This window comes from Segatella copri, from assembly GCF_003465495.1.
GTDB classification, from domain to species: Bacteria; Bacteroidota; Bacteroidia; order Bacteroidales; family Bacteroidaceae; genus Prevotella; species Prevotella copri_G.
This window is the reverse complement of record NZ_QSAV01000042.1, coordinates 1-18,174: the sequence shown is the minus strand read 5'-3', so window position 1 is coordinate 18,174 and position 18,174 is coordinate 1. Positions and strand designations below refer to the sequence as shown.

Here is an 18,174-nt window from a genome sequence, read left to right as displayed (position 1 = left end):
AATGAATAAGATAAAAGTATTACTGGTAGAAGACGAAACATCCTTGGCGATGATTCTGAGCGACACCTTGGAGGCGCAGGGCTTCGAGATGCGCACGGCGCATGATGGCGAAGAGGGGCTTCGTATGTTCGATGAACAGAAGCCTGATGTGCTGGTTGCGGATGTGATGATGCCCAAAATGGATGGTTTCGAGATGGTGCGCCGTATCCGCAAGACGGATTCCCGTACCCCTGTGCTTTTCCTCACGGCTCGTTCGGCGGTGAATGATGTGGTAGAGGGATTTGAATTGGGTGGCAATGATTATCTGAAGAAGCCGTTTGCCATCCAGGAGCTCATCGTCCGTATCAAGTCGCTTTGTCATCGGGCTTCTGCAGGAAATATTTCTTCTGAAGAACAGGAAGGGGGAAATGTTTCTCCTGATAATCCGGATGCTGCTGTTCAATGGCTCTCCATCGGTCGTTATCGCCTGAATGTTACCAGTCAGATTCTGCAGTTGGAAGGTAAGGATACAGAACTGTCACATCGTGAATCCGAAATCCTTCGCATGCTTGTGGAGAGCAAGAACAATGTGGTAGAGAGCAAGGATATTCTCCTGCAACTCTGGGGCGATGACAGCTTCTTCAATTCCCGCAGTCTTCATGTTTTCATCACCAAGCTCCGCCACAAGTTATCTGCCGATGAAAATATCAGAATCATCAATGTGAGGGGAATTGGGTATAAAATGATTTGCTAGAATCTTGTAAAAGAACTATTCTTCCTCGCCATCAACAAGCGCATCGAATGTTTTTACACTTGAATAGAATGGACCAAGTTTGCTTTTTCCAGCTCCGTTTGGTCCTGCAATAATGGTGAATTCTAGTCGTCGTGTCATAGTTGCAATTTTTTTGAGGATTATGCATGGAGTAAGTAACTCATTTTCCCCTTTCCTGGAGCTGCAACTTGTTTTATGATAGTATATTCGCGTGTCGCAAAATCAAGAGTTGCTTCTACATCGCTTCCATCAGGATTAGCAAGATAGGTTTTTCCGTTTTCAAAATACGGCACGGAAATACCCTTCGCCCACGCTTCCAGGTAGATTCGTTCCACCTCATCGTGTACGGCATTGTTGGTTTCCCGAATCGTCTTGCCATTCGAGAGTCGCCAACCTTCTATTTCTTCATATTTGCACATAAGCCTTTAACCTTTAGAAAACCTTTGAAAAATCTACTGCAAAAATACGAGGAATCTTTTTAATAGCCAAATGTTTTAACCTCTTTTTTCTATCAGCTCTTATCTGAAGCATCTGTTTTTGAAAGTTTTTCCAAAAAAGGTTTGTGGTTTCAGGAATAATGGCTAATTTTGCGGGCTGAAAGGGGAATCGCTTGATAGGCGATGATTCTTGGAATGATATAATATAAATAGGATATGGATAGGAAAAATGATGGCCTCAGACTGATGGATGGGGCTGGATATAAGAAGATAATAATTGCTTGCGACTCTTATAAGGGTTGCCTTTCGAGCAGAGAGGTGAATGAGGCGATTGCTTCGGGAGTGAAGGAATGGAATGCGGATGATGCTTCTCCCGAAATTATTACCCTGGAAATGAGTGATGGGGGAGAGGGAATGCTCGATGCTTTTCTTTCGGCGATGAAGGGAGAGCGAGTGAAGATTCATGCCCATGATGCGCTGATGAGATGGATTGAGGCGGAATACGGAATCGTGGATGATACAGGGATTATCGAGATTGCGCAGACTGCCGGACTGGCTCTGATTGAGCCTGAACAGCGCAACCCGATGAAGGCTACTTCCTGGGGCGTGGGCGAGATGATTATGAATGCTTATCGCCGGGGCGTGCGCCGTTTCATCGTGGGCTTGGGCGGCAGCGCCACATCCGATTGCGGCATTGGAATGCTTAAGGCGATGGGCGACGACTGGAAGAAAATCCGACAGGAATGCAGTTTTGTGCTGGCTTCAGATGTTACCAACCCGCTTTGCGGCGAAAACGGGGCGGCTCATGTCTTTGCCCCTCAGAAGGGAGCTGATGCTAAGATGGTGCAGATGTTGGATGATAGGGCGAGGAAGTTTGCCGAGGTAAGCGCCAAGCATTTCGGATATGATAGGAGTGAGGCTCCTGGGGCTGGTGCGGCCGGAGGACTGGGTTATGTATTCCTGCAATATTTCAATGCAGAGGCTCGTCCAGGGGCTGAACTGCTTTTAGAGAAAATAGAGGTTGATGTGCTCATTCAGAATGCTGATCTCGTGATTACGGGCGAAGGTCATAGCGACCGTCAGACCTTGATGGGGAAACTGCCGCAAAGAATTCTTGAGCATGTTACCAATCAGAAAATATGGCTAGTATCGGGCGGAGTTAGCGATAGAAAGGCTATGCTGGATGCAGGTTTTGATAGAGTTGTTCAGGTTACTCCTGAAGAAATGCCATTGGATGAGGCGATGAAGCCAGAAGTGGCTCGTAATAACATAATAAAGGTAATTCGTGAGCAATTTGCTTTGTAGTTTCAGTTATAATCTGTACCTTTGTGACCGTTTTCAAATAAGGTAAGAATAATGAAGTATATAATTTTTGATTTTGATGGAACCATCGGCGATTCGCAGAGTCTCATTGTGAAGACCCTGCAGGATACGATGCGTGCAAGAAAGCTGGAAGTGAAATCGGAGGAGGCTTGTGCCAAGACCATCGGTCTTCGATTGGATGAGGCCTTCGTTTCGCTCTTCGGAATGAGTGCTGAGGAGGGAATGGAATGCGCAGCAACCTATCGCGAGATTTTCCTGGAGAACAAAAAGACGATGATCGTGCAGCCCTTCCCTCATGTTATAGAAACCCTGAGAGCGTTGCACCGTCAGGGTTTTATTCTGGGAATGGCCAGCAGCAGGAACCATTGCTCGCTGGATGGATACGTGCATCAGATGCAGCTGGAGGATATATTCTCTTCCATTGTTGCAGGCGATGATGTGGAGCATGCGAAGCCGGCACCCGATATGGTCTTCAAGGCATTGAAGGAGATGAAGGGAACGGCAGATGAAACCCTTGTAGTGGGCGATATGAACTTCGATGTAGATATGGCGCATCATGCCGGCTGCAAGGCCTGTGCCGTGACTTATGGCAACGGAACCCGTGAGCAGCTCGCCTCTGCCGAATGGATCATCGATGATTTCGCAGAACTCCTGGAAATCGTAAAAGAATAAATGTTTCTGAAAACATAAAATGCTCAAGGAGTAAAAAGATAAAATCAAGAAGTAAAAGAATAAAACAGGAAATGAATAAAAGATTATTTTATCGCTTGTAGAATAAAAAAGCAGGTAAAATAATCTTTTATTCATTTTTTTATAGTACCTTTGCACCCGCAATTGGTTCGCTGCCACCTTCTGCCGCCTCAGGCAGGATGAGTGCGTAGTGATTAAAAGGGAATCGGGTGAGAAGCCCGGACAGTCCCGCTGCTGTAAGCGTCTTATTGCGGCAAGCACCATGGTCACTGACATTTTTTCGGGAAGACCGCTTGCCATGAGTTTTGCATCTTTTTATGTTTACATAGAGTGAGATGCGGGGAGGACGCAAGTCAGAAGACCTGCCGTTGTCATCGGAAACAATATGATGAAAGAGTGTCTTTAGGATAAGAGATTCCGATGATTCTATCCAACCCCGTGGGATGGGTTCGTGATGGAGACACAGATAATAATATAAAAAATAGAATGAATGAAGGCATTGGGGATATTTTGTCTCGGTGGCTTGCTACTGTTGTATGCACAAGTGGGTATGGGGCAAGATTCCATTCGTACCGAGCATTTGCAGGAAGTAAAAGTGAATGCTCGGCAGCACCGGATACTTACGAGCACATCGCCTCTCCAACTTTTGGACAAGGGGGATATGTTAAGGCTCGGCGTTACGGATATGGCCGACGCCTTGCACCGAATGCCAGGCATCAATCTGCGCGACTATGGTGGAGCTGGAGGAATGAAGACGGTAGCTGTGCGTGGATTCGGAGCGGGACACACGGGAGTGAGTTACGATGGTGTGCTGCTCAGTGAATGTCAGGGCGGCGAAATTGATGTGTCCCGTTATTCGCTCGACCAAGTGCAGACTTTGCGACTCACCATTGGCGACAACGACGACATCTTCATCTCGGCCCGGCAAGCCTCGGTGGCAGCTTTGCTTGCCATCGAGACCATGAGCGAGATTCCCATCGACAAGCAGCCTCACCTCTCTACTCAGTTGCAGGTGGGGTCCTTCGGATATGTCTCGCCTTATCTGCGCTATGTGCAGAGGTTGTCAGATAGGTTCACCCTCCAGGCGATGGGTGAGTACACCTATGCCGAAAACGACTATCCTTTCATCTTGCACAATGGTAAATATACTACCCATGAGCGAAGAACCAACAGTCGTATGAACTCGGGGCATGGCGAACTGAATATGCATTGGATGATGGGCAGACGAGCCGATGGCATGAGCCGGAACCAATTGTGGGCAAAGATCTACTATTATGACAACGACCGACAGTTGCCTGGCATCGTGAGATTTTATACCGATGTAACTGCCGAGCAGTTGCACGACCGCAACGCCTTTGCTCAGGCGAGATGGCAAGCCAGAAGTCTTGATGACCATTGGATGCTGAAGGTGCAAGCCAAGATGAACTGGGCGAGCTCTGCCTATCAGGACACGCTCGTGGCAAATCGGCGCAATGATGCTACCTACTGGCAGAGGGAATATTATACTTCGGCAGCACTGATGTGGATGCCGGATGATGGCTGGGCGCTGGATTACTCTGCCGACTGGATGATGAACTCGCTCAACAGCACCCTCACCACCGACCTGCGCCCTCACCGGCATGGCATCCTGCAGTCGCTTTCTGCCCGATATAAGAAGGGAAGATGGGTGGCTCTTGCCAGAATGTTGGCTTCAGTTTACCTCAACAGCCTGGGGCGCAAGATAGAGACTCAGCCAGGCAGCGCCAATCCTACCAAGGTAGGACAGGCTGCCAAGGATGCACGCCGGCTTTCGCCATCGCTTTCGCTTTCTTATCGGCTCCTGGGGAATGGTACTGCCAGCGATGAGCTTTATCTCAGGGCTTCGTACAAGGATATCTTCCGGGTTCCTACTTTCAACGAGAATTATTTCTTCCATTATGGAAGTTCTGATCTGAAGCCTGAGAAAACCCGACAGTTGAATGTCGGGCTTACGTGGAAAAAAACTTCTTCAGGAGATGGGGGGAACGGCGAATCCCTACGTTATAAGGGATGGAATGTTCAAGCAACGCTGGACGGCTACTGCAATCGGGTGACCGACAAGATTGTGGGCGTTCCTTACAATATGTTCGTTTGGCGTACTGTGAACTTGGCACGGGTTGATGTCGTTGGCGCGGATGCCTCTTTGCGTGGCACCTGGCAGATGGCTCCGGGGCAGCAACTCTCGCTGCAAGGGTCGTATAGCTACCAGCACGTGGTGAATCATACCGACCGCTCGTCCAAATATTATGGCAATCAAGTAGCCTATATCCCTTTGCACTCGGGCAGTATTGCCTTGGGGTGGGAGAATCCCTGGGTGAATGTCTCGCTCCATGGACAAGGAATGAGCAAGCGATGGGCCAACAATGAGCACTATGACGGCACCGAAGTGGGTGGTTACTGGGACATGGGGTTGACGCTCTATCGTCAGCTGGACGGACTGACTCTTTTGGGGAAATCCCTGAGAGGTGTGAAGGTTAGGATGGATGTGAAGAACCTGCTGTCGGAGCAGTATGAACTCGTAGGGCATTATCCGATGCCTCGCCGCAGCTGGATGTTAAGCATCGGGTATAACTTCTAGATAGTAACAAATTAGATTCAAATATAAACAGAAAAAGAAAATGAAAAAGTATTTATTAGGTTTGGCGGTGCTCTTGATGGGCACTGCAGTGATGACATCATGCGATCCTGCCGAAGACTATCCTGAGACTTATCTCCAGGTGTATAGTACGGGCGCTTACGTTGTGAATTCTGGTAACATGTATAGCAAGATCGAGAGCTCTCTCACAGCCATCGACTATGCTTCAAGCACAGCCACACAGAACGTATTCAAGACTGCTAACGGTCGTACGCTCGGTAATACTGCCAATGACGGCATCGTATATGGCAACAAGATTTATCTCGCCGTAGACCAGAGCAACACTATCGAGGTAATCGACAAGAAAACCAAGCGGAGTATCAAGCAAATCAAGACTACAGACCTGCTGGGCAATGCCGAGGGTGTTGAGCCTCGCCATATCATCGCAGATGGTGGCAAGGTATATTTCACCACATACGGTGGCTATGTGGCTGCAGTTGACACCATAAACTTCGCCCTCGCCGACAAGTATAAGGTAGGCGATTATCCAGAGGGTTTGGCCATCGGTGGTAGCAATCTCTATGTGGCTAACAGCAACTATGGTAAGGGTGGCGGCAACATCTCTTGCATCGACCTTTCTTCTAAAAAAGTTGAGACAAAGAATATTGAGGGGGTGAACAATCCTACCAGCATCTATTATGCATCTAATGTTTTGTATGTTCTCGACAACCCTGTATATGGACCTGCTCCTGACTATGCGACCACTGGCGAGAATGCCCTACGTGCAGTGAGTTTCGCCGAGGGCAAGTCGCAGAAGGTGGCAGATGGCAACTATGCTGTATGCGTAACCCCTGGTACTACAACACGTACGCCGCAGTTGGTTCGTTCTTATTTCTTTGTGCTCAATGCACCTTATGGCGGCACTCCTAGCGTGAGCGTGCTTGCAGCAGGAAGTACACAACCACAGGCGCTGACGCTCTCTGAGATGCCTGTGAGCCCATGCGGAATCTTTGCCGACCCATTGAACGGTCATATCTTCGTGCTCTCTTATAAAATGGGCGATAAAGGTACTCCCGACTATAATGGCAATGGCTACGTAGTGGAGTATGACAGAGCTGGTCAGAAGCAGCATGAGTATGAGACTGGCGTAGGTTCTTGCGCTATGTTCTTTGACTCTGCCTACAAGACTGCATACACAGAATAAGATGTCGCGAGACAGATGATTATATGATTCATCCAATCCATGGGGAAGTGTCGTTTCGGCGCTTCCCTTTTTTTGTGTCGGGCATGCTGTTTTATATATATATTTTTGCGCCAAAGAATTGCCATATTGCCATATAGATAGGTTATCTCTTTGATTACGAATGTGTTATGTGTATGGCAATTCTCTGTTCTTCGGTTCAATGCTTGGCTTTTTCATTTGTTTTTTTGCAATTTAACTGACGACATAGAAGAAATTATGTCCCGACGTAGCATCTGATACGTCCCGACGTAATAATCATTATGTCGCGACGTACAGCCAGATACGTCGCGACGCAGTTTCCTGAACGTCCTGATTGCATCTGGTAAAGCTTTTGAAAACGGCTGCATAGAAACAAAAAAGAGGGTGCGTCTTGTACTTATGACACACCCTCTCTTTTGTTTTTTATTGTTTCCGAAACGATTAGTCTTATCGTTTCCAAGTCCTTCTTTATCTTTTTCGAATCTTTATTCCTCCATCAACTTGCGGTAGCGACCCTTCTTGATTTCTGTATCTCCAAGGCGGCGTGCCTTGTTGATTTCATACTCAGAATAGCTGCCCTCGAAGAAGAAGACCTCACCATTGCCCTCGAAGGCAAGAATGTGGGTACAGATTCGGTCGAGGAACCAGCGGTCGTGGCTGATAACCACAGCACAACCGGCAAATGCTTCCAAACCTTCCTCCAATGCACGCAGCGTGTTCACGTCGATATCGTTGGTAGGCTCATCAAGAAGCAATACGTTGCCTTCCTGCTTCAATGCCAAGGCCAACTGCAGACGGTTACGCTCACCACCCGAGAGAACGCTGCAGAGCTTGCTCTGGTCGGTGCCCGAGAAGTTGAAGCGGCTGATGTAAGCACGCGCATTCACATCTCTTCCACCCAGACGCAAGGTTTCGTTGCCCTGGGAAATCACCTCGTAAACGGTCTTTTGTGGGTCGATGTCCTTGTGCTGCTGGTCAACATAAGCCAGCTTCACGGTCTCACCCACCTCGAATGTACCGCCATCTGCCTGATCCAATCCCATGATGAGGCGGAAGAGGGTAGTCTTGCCGGCTCCGTTAGGACCAATCACACCTACGATGCCGTTAGGAGGAAGCATGAAGTTGAGGTCGTTGAAGAGAACCTTTTCGCCGAACGCCTTCTTCACATGCTGAGCCTCAATCACCTTGTTACCCAGACGAGGACCGTTAGGGATGAAGATTTCCAGCTTCTCTTCGCGTTCCTTCTGCTCCTGGTTGAGCATCTGCTCGTAAGAGTTCAGACGAGCCTTACCCTTAGCCTGACGGGCCTTAGGCGCCATGCGAACCCATTCCAACTCGCGCTCCAATGTCTTGCGGCGCTTAGAGGCAGTCTTCTCCTCCTGAATCATTCGCTTGGTCTTCTGGTCGAGCCATGAAGAGTAGTTGCCCTTCCATGGAATACCCTCGCCACGGTCCAACTCCAGAATCCACTCGCTCACGTCGTCGAGGAAGTAGCGGTCGTGGGTTACGGCGATTACGGTACCCTCATACTGCTGCAAGTGCTGCTCCAGCCAGTCGATGCTCTCAGCATCCAGGTGGTTGGTAGGCTCATCGAGCAGGAGTACATCCGGCTTCTGCAAGAGCAGGCGGCAGAGAGCCACACGGCGGCGCTCACCACCCGAGAGATTGGTAACAGGCCAATCGCCAGGAGGACAGTGCAGGGCAGCCATCGCACGCTCCAGCTTGGAGTCGATGTTCCAGGCATCGGTTGTATCAATGATATCCTGCACCTCAGCCTGACGCTGCATCAGCTTGTCCATCTTATCAGGGTCTCCGTAATATTCTTCGAGACCGAACTTATTGTTGATGTCCTCGTATTCTGCGAGCGCATCATAGATTTTCTGCACACCCTCCATCACGTTTTCCTTCACGGTCTTGTTCTCGTCGAGCGGAGGATCCTGAGGCAAGTAGCCCACAGAGTAGCCTGGGCTCCAAACCACCTCACCCTGGGTAGGTTGCTCAAGTCCTGCGATGATTTTCATCAACGTAGATTTACCGGCACCGTTCAAACCGATGATACCGATTTTTGCTCCGTAGAAGAACGATAGGTAGATGTTCTTCAGAATCTGTTTCTGGTTTTGTGGGATAATCTTAGATACGCCCACCATTGAGAAGATGATCTTCTTGTCGTCAACTGTTGCCATGTATATAAATAAATGTGTATTTGTGAATAAATTGCCGAAATTGGCACTAACAGTTGCAAAGATACATTATTTTTTTGAAATTCTCGCCTTTCTTTCAAAGAAAAGTTGTATATTTGCAATTAAATGATTTTTTTGTTGATTAATTAAAGAAAGGACAATAATATGGATGCAACTTATATTGACCTGACCATTCGCCTTTCTCTCGCCCTGCTTTTAGGAGGTGCGATAGGCATTGAGCGAGAATATCGTGCTAAGGAGGCTGGTTTCCGTACTCACTTTCTCGTGGCATTGGGAAGTGCGCTTTTCTGTGTCGTTTCCCAGTATGGATTCGGAATTGACTTAAAGGATTCTTCCCGTGTGGCTGCGCAGGTGGTTTCGGGCATTGGATTTCTGGGCGCCGGAACGATTATCTTCCAGAAGAACGTGGTGAGAGGATTGACTACTGCTGCAGGCTTGTGGGTTACGGCAGCCATCGGTCTGGCGTGCGGTACGGGAATGTATGTAGCTGCAGCTATTACCACGGCGATGGTGTTGCTGGGACTGGAAGTATTGAACTACTGGATTCCGCAGTTGGGAACAACTACCATCGACTTGACCTTCACTGCGCCATCTCGTGAAAGCGTGAAGGAGTTTATCAGGCAAATCAAGCAGAAAGGTCTAGAAGTTCATTCCTATGAGTTGAAAGAGCGCCGCTACTCGAAGGAGGAATTCCTGGAAGCGAACATAGAAATCAAGGCGAAGCGCGATTTCCACACCATGGAGATTCTTGATTACATGAACGAGTTCTCAGATGTCACGATTTCAACGATAAGATAAAATAGGTTAGGAGGAAAAAAGTGAAGGAGCCAAGAACATTTGTCTTAGCTCCTTCACTTTTTTATGATGTCTTTTAGAAAAACCTCGCCAGATAGTCGTAGTGTTCGCCTTCTGCCGCGAGTTCACCATGCAACCCGCAGGTTTCGGCGATGGATTTGAGCAATGGGAAATCTACGTAGAGCCAGTCGAAACAGTCTCCCTTAATGTCTTTGTAAATCATCTGATAATCCACTTCACCATAGTAGGCACCATTCAGATTGATGTCGAAACTTCCGTCTTCATTCTCGTAGATATATTTGAGGTCGGAGGAATCGATAAGAATCTGTCCGCCCTTGTTGAGCAAAGCCTTGAGACGGTTGAAGAGGGTAGGGAGATGTTCTATCTTTCCGGCGATACCCGTTCCGTTCATCAGGAGGAGGATGGTATCGAACCCTGTTTCCAAATGTTCATCGAAAAGATTGATGCATTCCGCATCCTTTACTCCTCTCAGTTCCATCGCTTCGCAGCTCAGAGGAGAAATATCAATGGCTTTTACCTCCAAGCCCTTCTCCTGCAAGGCGAGCGTATGGCAGCCGCTGCCGGCTCCGATATCCAGTACACGCCCTTTTGTGAGTTGCAAGGCCTTCTGCTCCAGCATCGGCATCTCTTCAACTTTTCTGAAGAGATGTTTCACCGGCATTTCGTCCTCTTCGAACATAGAAGAGAGCACACGTAATCTTCCTGCTCTTCCCGATTTCTGATAATCAAGGATAGCGGCGCCCATCGGGTCTTTGTCTTTTGATAATATCTTTGTATTCATTTATTTTGCAATTTTTGAGTGCAAAATTAATGCTTTTTCATTGAATATGCAAGTTTTGAGGAGATATTCTGCTGCTTCTTAATATTTCTCCTACCTTTTGCTTTTCGCTTTCAAAACTGAATTGCTGATAGATGATATTAGCATTCTGCAAATCTATGATATGAGGAGCCATCAGTCTGAGGGCTTTCATCTTGCTGTCACCAAAAGTGAATATATTCATCATGCTGACGGCTTGGGCACAAGAATAGTAACAGCCGAGGCTGGCCACTTCTATCAGATCGAACTTGTTGTCATCAAAGCTTGCCTTCTTCACCTTATTATATAGTTTTGTGAAGGAAGCATCATCGAGACAATAGCCGTAATCCATTCTGCCATCTGGATCACATCTTCCATCGTAGATGGGTGGGGTAGGGTGTTGTGGCTGCTGTACATTCGACATCTGGCTGTTGGGTTCTATGATTCTTGTATCGTACTGCACCACCTTTCCGTTTCTGTCGAAGAAGACCGTGATGTACTTGGAATCTCCAAACAGATTATTATATTTGGCATATTCCCATTTGTCCCCATACATGTCGAAACTGGTGAGCTTAGGTTCTCCAAGAATGGCTATTACTTCCTGCTTGGTCATTCCCCGCTCCACGTTTCTTTTTCCTTTAGCCGAAGCCGAGAGGCATACGGCAAACATCAATATGGTTGTGGCGATGAGCGCCATCCAATCATTCCTTTTCATAAGCTAAACTGTTTTTGAAAGTTATTATATTGTTTTATGGTTGCAAAAGTACAGCTTTCTTTTGAAATAAAAAGAGAAGGATTCCCTAAAGTAGTAGGGAAAATCCCTATTTCTGATTTTTGTTATTTGGTTCACTTTTCGGGAATGGCTGTGATTATAAAAAGAGATTATTATTTGCTGCTAAAGCCTAATATGACTGAATAAACGCACCGAGACGACTGGGTAAGTAACGAAAGGCGTTTAATCAGATTCAATGAACTAATATATTAAGTATACGTCAATAAGATTATAGGTAACTACTCATGTCCATAGGGGGCTTCAATGGGGACTGAGTAATTACGAAGAAATCTGCTTATAAAGTATATTTATGAGGTGTATACTTCTTTTGCTCCGATTGAGGTAGATGCTTGTTGCATTTTTTTGCAGAAAGTTCCTTTTAATCTTGTGCTTTGCTGTACATAACTTGATATTTTTGCTAATTCAATGAAAATGAGAAAGATAGATATGTAGTATCCGATTCCCCCGAAATTCTTACCCTAATAATATCCGATTCCCCCAAAATTTTTGGGAGTATATCAGGTAAGTAAAGAAGAAAGTTTGTAATAAAAAAGTCCGTGAGCATTCATTGCCCACGGACTTTTTAAAATATCTGATTCTTATAAATGTCTTATGCCTTGAAGCTCTCCAAGTCTTCTGCCTTGAAGTTCTGGATGTATGCTGAATGACCGAGAACTTCCTCCTCTGCCATGCGAACATATACGTTGGCACTCTTGGCAAACATCTCTGGAGCCTTGGTTGCATCGTCGAGGATGAGGAGAGACATTACGATGTCGCCAGTCATGTTGTAGAGACGGCGAGCCAGGAAGTCGTGAACTGCCTGATCGTTTGCCTCCTTCACCTTGTTGATGGCTGCCTCGTAAAGATCTACGAGCTTAGCTACACGCTCCTTCAATGGCTTCAAGTCATCTGATACCTCATTCTCCAACATCTCCTTGATGATGCTGAGATAAGTACCGTTGGTGATGTAGCGGATGGCTGCAACAACCTGAAGCTGGGTAGTTCCCTCATAGATAGAGAAGATGCGGGCATCACGGAACAAACGCTGGCACTTGTACTCCATGATGAAACCGGAACCACCGTGAATGCTGATGGCATCGTATGCATTCTGGTTGGCATACTCAGAGTTCATACCCTTTGCCAATGGAGTGAACGCATCAGCCAAGCGGGTGTATTTCTTCATCTCCTGACGCTCCTCTGGAGTGAGCTTAGTGTCGCGGGCGATGTCTTCCAACGCCTTGTAGATATCTACGTAGCGAGCACAGCAGTAGAGGAGTGAACGGCCTGCATCCAACTTAGCCTTCATTCTTGAAAGCATGTCGTATACAGCTGGGAAGTTGATGATCTTCTCACCAAACTGAGCACGCTCCTTGGCATAAGCCAGGCCCTCGTTGTAAGCCTCCTGCTCAACACCTACACTCTGAGCTGCAATACCCAGACGGGCACCATTCATCAGAGCCATCACGTACTTAATCAAACCGAGACGGGTGTTACCGCAAAGCTCAGCCTTGGCATTCTTGTAAACCAACTCGCAGGTAGGAGAACCGTGAATACCCAACTTGTGCTCGATGTGACGAACGGTTACGCCGCCATCACGCTTGTCGTAGATGAACATAGAAAGACCACGACCGTCCTTGGTGCCTTCCTCTGAACGAGCCAGAACCAGGTGGATGTCTGAGTCACCATTGGTGATGAAACGCTTCACACCGTTCAGACGCCATGTGCCGTCCTCATCCTGTGTAGCCTTCAGCATTACGCGCTGCAAGTCAGAACCTGCATCAGGCTCAGTCAAGTCCATACTCATGGTCTCGCCTGCGCAGATGCGAGGGATGTACTTCTGGCGCTGCTCCTCAGAACCGAACTCATAGAGTGTATCGATACAGCTCTGGAGAGACCAGATGTTCTGGAAGCCGGCATCGGCAGCAGCGATAATCTCTGAAGCCATAGAGAAGATGGCGTTAGGCAGGTTCAAACCGCCGTAACGACGAGGCATTGACAAGCCCCAGAGGCCAGCCTTGCGGGTAGCATCGAGGTTCTCGAATGTCTTGCTGGCATAGATCATGCGACCGTTTTCCAAGTGTGGACCTTCGAGGTCAACATCCTCAGAGTTTGGTTCGATGATGTTAGCAGCTACATCGCCGGTAATATCCAGCAATCGCTTGTAGTTCTCGATGGCATCCTCGTAGTTTACTGGAGCATCTTCAAACTGGTCTTTTTCTGCGTAGTTGCGCTCCTTCAAGTCAACAACACGCTTCATCAATGGGTGATTGAGATGAAATTCAATCTCAGGGTGATCACTATAGTAATTAGCCATTTTGCTTTTCTTATTTAAATAATGTGTAATGCAGATTACTTGGAATTCTGCTTGTAGTACTTGATGAGCTTAGGAACCACATCCTCAACATTGCCGTTGATAACGTAGTCGGCAATCTTGTTGATTGGAGCATCAGGATCGTTGTTTACAGAGATGATGATGCCTGAATCCTGCATACCGGCGATGTGCTGAATCTGACCAGAGATTCCGCAAGCGATATATACCTTAGGATGAACGGTAACACCAGTCTGACCAATCTGACGGTCGTGATCTACCCAGCCTGCATCTACTGCAGCACGAGAAGCACCTACCTCACCATGGAGGAGATGAGCCAATTCGAAGAGCTGGTCGAAACCTTCCTTGCTTCCTACGCCATAACCGCCGGCTACGACGATGGCAGAACCCTTCAGGTTGTGCTTGGCAGCCTCTACGTGGTGGTCGAGTACCTTTACTACGAAGTCCTCAGCAGGAACATACTTGCTTACCTCAGGGTAAACTACTTCCTTCTTGCACTCACCCTCGTAGATGCTCTTCTGCATCACGCCAGAGCGGACTGTAGCCATCTGTGGACGGTGGTCTGGGTTTACGATGGTAGCCACGATGTTACCACCGAAGGCAGGACGAATCTGATAGAGCAGACCCTCGTAGTGCTTGCCGCTCTTCTTATCGTCGTAATCACCAATCTCAAGCTCTGTACAGTCGGCAGTCAGACCGCTGGTCAATGAAGAAGAAACACGAGGACCGAGGTCGCGACCGATAACGGTAGCACCCATCAGTGCAATCTGAGGCTTCTCCTCCTTGAAGAGGTTGACGAGAATGTCTGTATGAGGAGCTGAAGTATATGGGAACAATCCCTCAGCATCGAAAACAAATAATTTATCTACACCATAAGGGAGAATCTGATCCTCTACCTGACCCTTGATGCCGGTACCTGCTACGATGGCATGGAGCTCCACGCCCTGCTGGTTAGCGAGCTTACGACCCTTGGTGAGCAATTCCTGAGATACTTCGGCAACGGTTGTGCCTTCTACCTCGCAATATACAAATACGTTGTTCATTGTCTTTTCAAAATTATCCGATAATACTTTCGTTCAACAATTCCTTCATCAGTCCGTCGATGTCTTCATCGCTGCTGGTCAAGGTCTTGCTTTCCTTAGCCTGGAACACGATGTTCTTCACGGCCTTCACCTTGGTAGGTGAACCGCTCAGACCGCACTGTGCAGGGTCGCCATCTACATCGGCAACGCTCCACTGGTTCAGAGTGAGGTAAGGGCGCTCTTCATAGAGGTTGGCCCAAGGCTCATCACCCTTGCGCTCCATAGGGCAGGTAGCGTATTTATATTTCATTACGAGCTTCACGTTGCATGGGCGACATGGAGCAGCACTTCCGTTTACGGTGATAACCAATGGCAATGGAGCCTCAACAGTCTCCACACCACCATCAATGAGGCGGCGTATAGTAGCCTTGCCATCCTCTACCTTGAGGATTTCCTCTGCGTAGGTTACCTGGTTCAATCCCAACTTCTGAGCCACCTGCGGACCTACCTGGGCTGTATCACCATCGATAGCCTGGCGACCACCGATCACGATGTCAACGTCACCAATCTTCTGGATACCAGTAGCAAGGGCATAGGAAGTAGCCAATGTATCAGCACCGGCAAAGAGACGGTCGGTAAGCAACCAACCCGTATCAGCACCACGATAAAGCCCCTGGCGGATGATTTCTCCAGCACGTGGAGGACCCATGGTCAAAATACCAACTGTAGAACCTGGATTCTGCTCTTTCAATCGGAGAGCCTGCTCCAATGCGTTCAAATCTTCAGGATTGAAGATTGCAGGAAGGGCAGCGCGATTTACTGTGCCTTCGGCGGTCATCGCATCCTTACCCACATTTCTTGTGTCAGGTACTTGCTTGGCAAGTACTACGATTTTTAAACTCATATTTTTAAAAATGGTTATTGTTATAATTTCCTAAGTTTGTTAGTGCTCAGTACTCAAGTTGTACGTCGTCTAGTGCGATTGTCAGACTTGCTATCGTCTAATAAGTTACTGTCCAATGTTCAATTTGGGACAAAACACGGGGGCAAAAGTAACACTTTTTTATGGCTTACGCAAATATTTTATAAAAAAAATGCCCATTTAGTCTTGCTTTGTGCGCAAAACGCAAGAAATGTGCAAGTTTTTTAGAACGTCCGTACTTAACTTTGCTGGCTTATTCAAAGCTCTTGAGTCGAGCGATATATTTGCCCAGAATGTCGAATTCGATATTCACTACCGTTCCCACTTCGATGTCGCAGAAGTTGGTATTCTCTCTGGTATAAGGAATGATGGCAACGGTAAATGTGTTGTCTGTAGGATCACAGACGGTGAGCGAAACGCCGTTAACGGTAACGCTGCCCTTGTCGACCGTGAAATATCCTTTTCTTGCCATTTCCTTATTGAGCTCATATTCGAAAGTAAAATAAGTAGAGCCATCAGCGTCTTTCATTGCGATACATTTGGCAGTCTCGTCCACGTGTCCCTGTACGATATGACCATCCAGACGGCCGTTCATCACCATCGAACGTTCCACGTTTACCTTGTCGCCTACCTTGAGCAGTCCCAGATTACTGCGGTCCAGGGTTTCCTTCATGGCGGTAACAGTATAGGTACCGTCCTTGATTTCCACCACGGTGAGGCACACACCATTATGAGCCACGCTCTGGTCGATGCCGAGTTCATCAACGAAAGAGCACTTCAACGTAAAGTCGATGTTCTCCTTATCATGTCTGATAGCTACGACGGTAGCCATTTCTTCTACGATTCCACTAAACATATATTCTATTTTTATTTGGTTTCATGATTATTTCAGTTTGCAAAGATATTGCATTAGCTAAAAACAGCCAAATTATTTAAGTTCTTTTGATAAAATAAGCAAGATATATTTGTTTAATTGCCATATTTTTTATATTTTTGCACATTATAATATATAAACATTTGAAGACAATGAAAATCAAGGAAGGATATATGCCCTTCATGGGCTATCAAACATATTATCGTATCGTAGGTAAAACAGAGGAGGGCAAGAGCCCTATCATCCTCTTGCATGGTGGACCAGGCAGTACCCACAACTATTTTGAGCTCTTGGATAGAGTAGCGGAGACAGGGCGTGCCGTCATCATGTACGACCAGTTGGGTTGTGGCAATTCTTTTGTAGAGGGACATCCCGAACTCTGGACTCCTGAGACATGGCTCAACGAACTTTGTTCACTCATCGACTATCTCCACATCGACCATTTTCATCTCTTAGGACAGTCGTGGGGTGGCATGCTCGCCATCATCTATCTGATAGAGAAGCAAGCAAAGGGCGTGAAGTCAGCCATACTCAGCAGCACCCTTTCGAGCAGCAAACTGTGGGCAAGTGAGCAACATCGTATGATTAAGTTTATGTCGGAGGAAGACCAGCGTGCCATTGCCGAGGCTGAGGCGAAGGATGACTTTTCGAGCGAGGCGTATGCCAAGGCGAATGAGCACTTCATGCTCTTGCATTGTGCCAGTGAGGTGACGGAGGATAGTCCAGAGTGTCTTCGCCGGAAGAAGCGTGCTGGTGCTGAGGCTTATCTCCATGGTTGGGGACCAAACGAATACACTCCTACAGGTACGCTCCGTGATTATGATTACACCGACCGCCTTGGCGAGATTCAAGTGCCTTGCTTGGTGATGAGTGGCACCAATGACCTCTGTACTCCATTGGTGGCAAAGACCCTCTATGATGGTATCCAAGATTCCAAGTGGCATCTCTTCGTAGGGGCAAGACATATGCCTTTCGCCGAGCAAAACGATGAGTATTGCCAGGTGCTGGAAGAATGGTTGGAGGAGAAAGATTAGGCTCTTTAGAATTATTTGAAGCGATTCAATTCCTCATTACCAGCACCTTGACCCTTGTATCGACTTCTTGACGTATTGAAGTTATACTGGAATGTCAAGAGCAAGGAACGGATATCGCTAGTGCTGCTTTGCCAAAACGTAACATCCTTATTGTAGAATCGTATGTCACGATTGCTTTTGTTGAAGATGTCGTTAGCTTCAAGCGTAACCGAGAAACGATTCTTGCAGAAAGCCTTGTAAAGCTTGGCATTGAGGCTAGAGGAAGAACTGAGCTGCATGTTCTCCTTGTTTCCACGGCTGTTCCATTTAAACTCTTTATTAAAGTAAACGATTTATAAGTTGTCCATAATTAAAAAGAGGGTGTGTCATAAGTCTATGGCGCACCCTCTTTT

Annotated in this window: 18 protein-coding genes and 1 riboswitch; of the genes, 8 read left to right on the top strand and 10 right to left on the bottom strand. The window is 47.3% G+C overall.

The genetic code is table 11. From position 1 onward, the window contains the following. The first annotated feature begins 1 nt into the window (after position 1). Complete coding sequence (locus DWV53_RS11850; RefSeq protein ID WP_118154135.1) at positions 2–733, top strand: response regulator transcription factor; 732 nt, start codon at positions 2–4, stop codon at positions 731–733. A 15-nt stretch (positions 734–748) separates the two neighbouring features. Here DWV53_RS11850 and DWV53_RS16195 read toward each other — a convergent pair whose 3' ends face one another. Both DWV53_RS16195 and DWV53_RS11845 read right to left on the bottom strand, forming a co-directional pair. Then, complete coding sequence (locus DWV53_RS16195; RefSeq protein ID WP_259318980.1) at positions 749–871, bottom strand: hypothetical protein; 123 nt, start codon at positions 869–871, stop codon at positions 749–751. Positions 872–891: 20 nt separating this feature from the next. Continuing rightward, positions 892–1,170, bottom strand: coding sequence for a xenobiotic reductase B (locus tag DWV53_RS11845; RefSeq protein WP_118154132.1), 279 nt, complete (start codon positions 1,168–1,170; stop codon positions 892–894). Between the two features lie 234 nt (positions 1,171–1,404). On the opposite strand from DWV53_RS11845, the gene DWV53_RS11840 reads away from it, so the two are divergent. The 4 genes from DWV53_RS11840 (at position 1,405) to DWV53_RS11825 (ending at position 6,998) form a co-directional block, all read left to right on the top strand. Continuing rightward, entirely contained in the window at positions 1,405–2,493 is a 1,089-nt protein-coding gene (locus DWV53_RS11840) for a glycerate kinase family protein (protein WP_118154129.1), read from the top strand. Positions 2,494–2,544: 51 nt separating this feature from the next. Continuing rightward, positions 2,545–3,183, top strand: a complete 639-nt coding sequence (locus DWV53_RS11835; protein ID WP_118154126.1) for an HAD family hydrolase — start codon at positions 2,545–2,547, stop codon at positions 3,181–3,183. A gap of 146 nt (positions 3,184–3,329) precedes the next feature. After that, positions 3,330–3,585: riboswitch (cobalamin riboswitch) on the top strand. A 106-nt stretch (positions 3,586–3,691) separates the two neighbouring features. After that, the gene (locus DWV53_RS11830; RefSeq protein ID WP_118154124.1) at positions 3,692–5,797 is read left to right on the top strand and encodes a TonB-dependent receptor plug domain-containing protein; all 2,106 of its coding nucleotides are present in this window, start codon (positions 3,692–3,694) and stop codon (positions 5,795–5,797) included. A gap of 40 nt (positions 5,798–5,837) precedes the next feature. Beyond that, positions 5,838–6,998 (top strand): YncE family protein, encoded by a 1,161-nt coding sequence (locus DWV53_RS11825; RefSeq protein WP_147468788.1) that lies wholly within the window; start codon positions 5,838–5,840, stop codon positions 6,996–6,998. A gap of 503 nt (positions 6,999–7,501) precedes the next feature. Here DWV53_RS11825 and ettA read toward each other — a convergent pair. Next, positions 7,502–9,199 carry an energy-dependent translational throttle protein EttA gene (ettA, locus tag DWV53_RS11820; RefSeq protein ID WP_118154118.1) on the bottom strand — a complete coding sequence of 566 codons (1,698 nt, stop codon included), beginning with the start codon at positions 9,197–9,199 and terminating at the stop codon, positions 7,502–7,504. Positions 9,200–9,361: 162 nt separating this feature from the next. Here ettA and DWV53_RS11815 point away from each other — a divergent pair, with 162 nt between their 5' ends. Then, positions 9,362–10,015, top strand: coding sequence for an MgtC/SapB family protein (locus DWV53_RS11815; protein WP_118154115.1), 654 nt, complete (start codon positions 9,362–9,364; stop codon positions 10,013–10,015). Positions 10,016–10,088: 73 nt separating this feature from the next. Here the strand turns inward: DWV53_RS11815 and DWV53_RS11810 are convergent, their stop codons facing one another. Next, positions 10,089–10,814, bottom strand: a complete 726-nt coding sequence (locus DWV53_RS11810; RefSeq protein WP_118154112.1) for a class I SAM-dependent methyltransferase — start codon at positions 10,812–10,814, stop codon at positions 10,089–10,091. Between the two features lie 37 nt (positions 10,815–10,851). Beyond that, complete coding sequence (locus DWV53_RS11805; RefSeq protein ID WP_118154110.1) at positions 10,852–11,544, bottom strand: DUF4476 domain-containing protein; 693 nt, start codon at positions 11,542–11,544, stop codon at positions 10,852–10,854. 36 nt (positions 11,545–11,580) lie between these two features. Between DWV53_RS11805 and DWV53_RS15800 the strand changes: the two genes are divergently transcribed. Then, positions 11,581–11,748 (top strand): hypothetical protein, encoded by a 168-nt coding sequence (locus tag DWV53_RS15800; protein WP_181992482.1) that lies wholly within the window; start codon positions 11,581–11,583, stop codon positions 11,746–11,748. A 463-nt stretch (positions 11,749–12,211) separates the two neighbouring features. Here DWV53_RS15800 and DWV53_RS11800 read toward each other — a convergent pair whose 3' ends face one another. The 4 genes from DWV53_RS11800 to DWV53_RS11785 all read right to left on the bottom strand — a co-directional run bounded on the left by DWV53_RS11800 (position 12,212) and on the right by DWV53_RS11785 (position 16,730). Continuing rightward, positions 12,212–13,915, bottom strand: coding sequence for an acyl-CoA dehydrogenase family protein (locus DWV53_RS11800; protein ID WP_118154107.1), 1,704 nt, complete (start codon positions 13,913–13,915; stop codon positions 12,212–12,214). 35 nt (positions 13,916–13,950) lie between these two features. Beyond that, positions 13,951–14,973: an electron transfer flavoprotein subunit alpha/FixB family protein gene (locus DWV53_RS11795; protein ID WP_006847062.1), complete on the bottom strand. Its 1,023-nt coding sequence runs from the start codon at positions 14,971–14,973 to the stop codon at positions 13,951–13,953. A 13-nt stretch (positions 14,974–14,986) separates the two neighbouring features. Then, positions 14,987–15,856, bottom strand: a complete 870-nt coding sequence (locus tag DWV53_RS11790; RefSeq protein ID WP_006847063.1) for an electron transfer flavoprotein subunit beta/FixA family protein — start codon at positions 15,854–15,856, stop codon at positions 14,987–14,989. A 271-nt stretch (positions 15,857–16,127) separates the two neighbouring features. Beyond that, entirely contained in the window at positions 16,128–16,730 is a 603-nt protein-coding gene (locus DWV53_RS11785; protein WP_022120073.1) for a riboflavin synthase, read from the bottom strand. Positions 16,731–16,900: 170 nt separating this feature from the next. Between DWV53_RS11785 and pepI the strand changes: the two genes are divergently transcribed. Further along, the gene (gene pepI, locus DWV53_RS11780; RefSeq protein WP_118154104.1) at positions 16,901–17,782 is read left to right on the top strand and encodes a proline iminopeptidase; all 882 of its coding nucleotides are present in this window, start codon (positions 16,901–16,903) and stop codon (positions 17,780–17,782) included. An 11-nt stretch (positions 17,783–17,793) separates the two neighbouring features. Here the strand turns inward: pepI and DWV53_RS11775 are convergent, their stop codons facing one another. Continuing rightward, positions 17,794–18,114: an outer membrane beta-barrel protein gene (locus DWV53_RS11775; RefSeq protein WP_118154102.1), complete on the bottom strand. Its 321-nt coding sequence runs from the start codon at positions 18,112–18,114 to the stop codon at positions 17,794–17,796. Positions 18,115–18,174 lie beyond the last annotated feature (60 nt).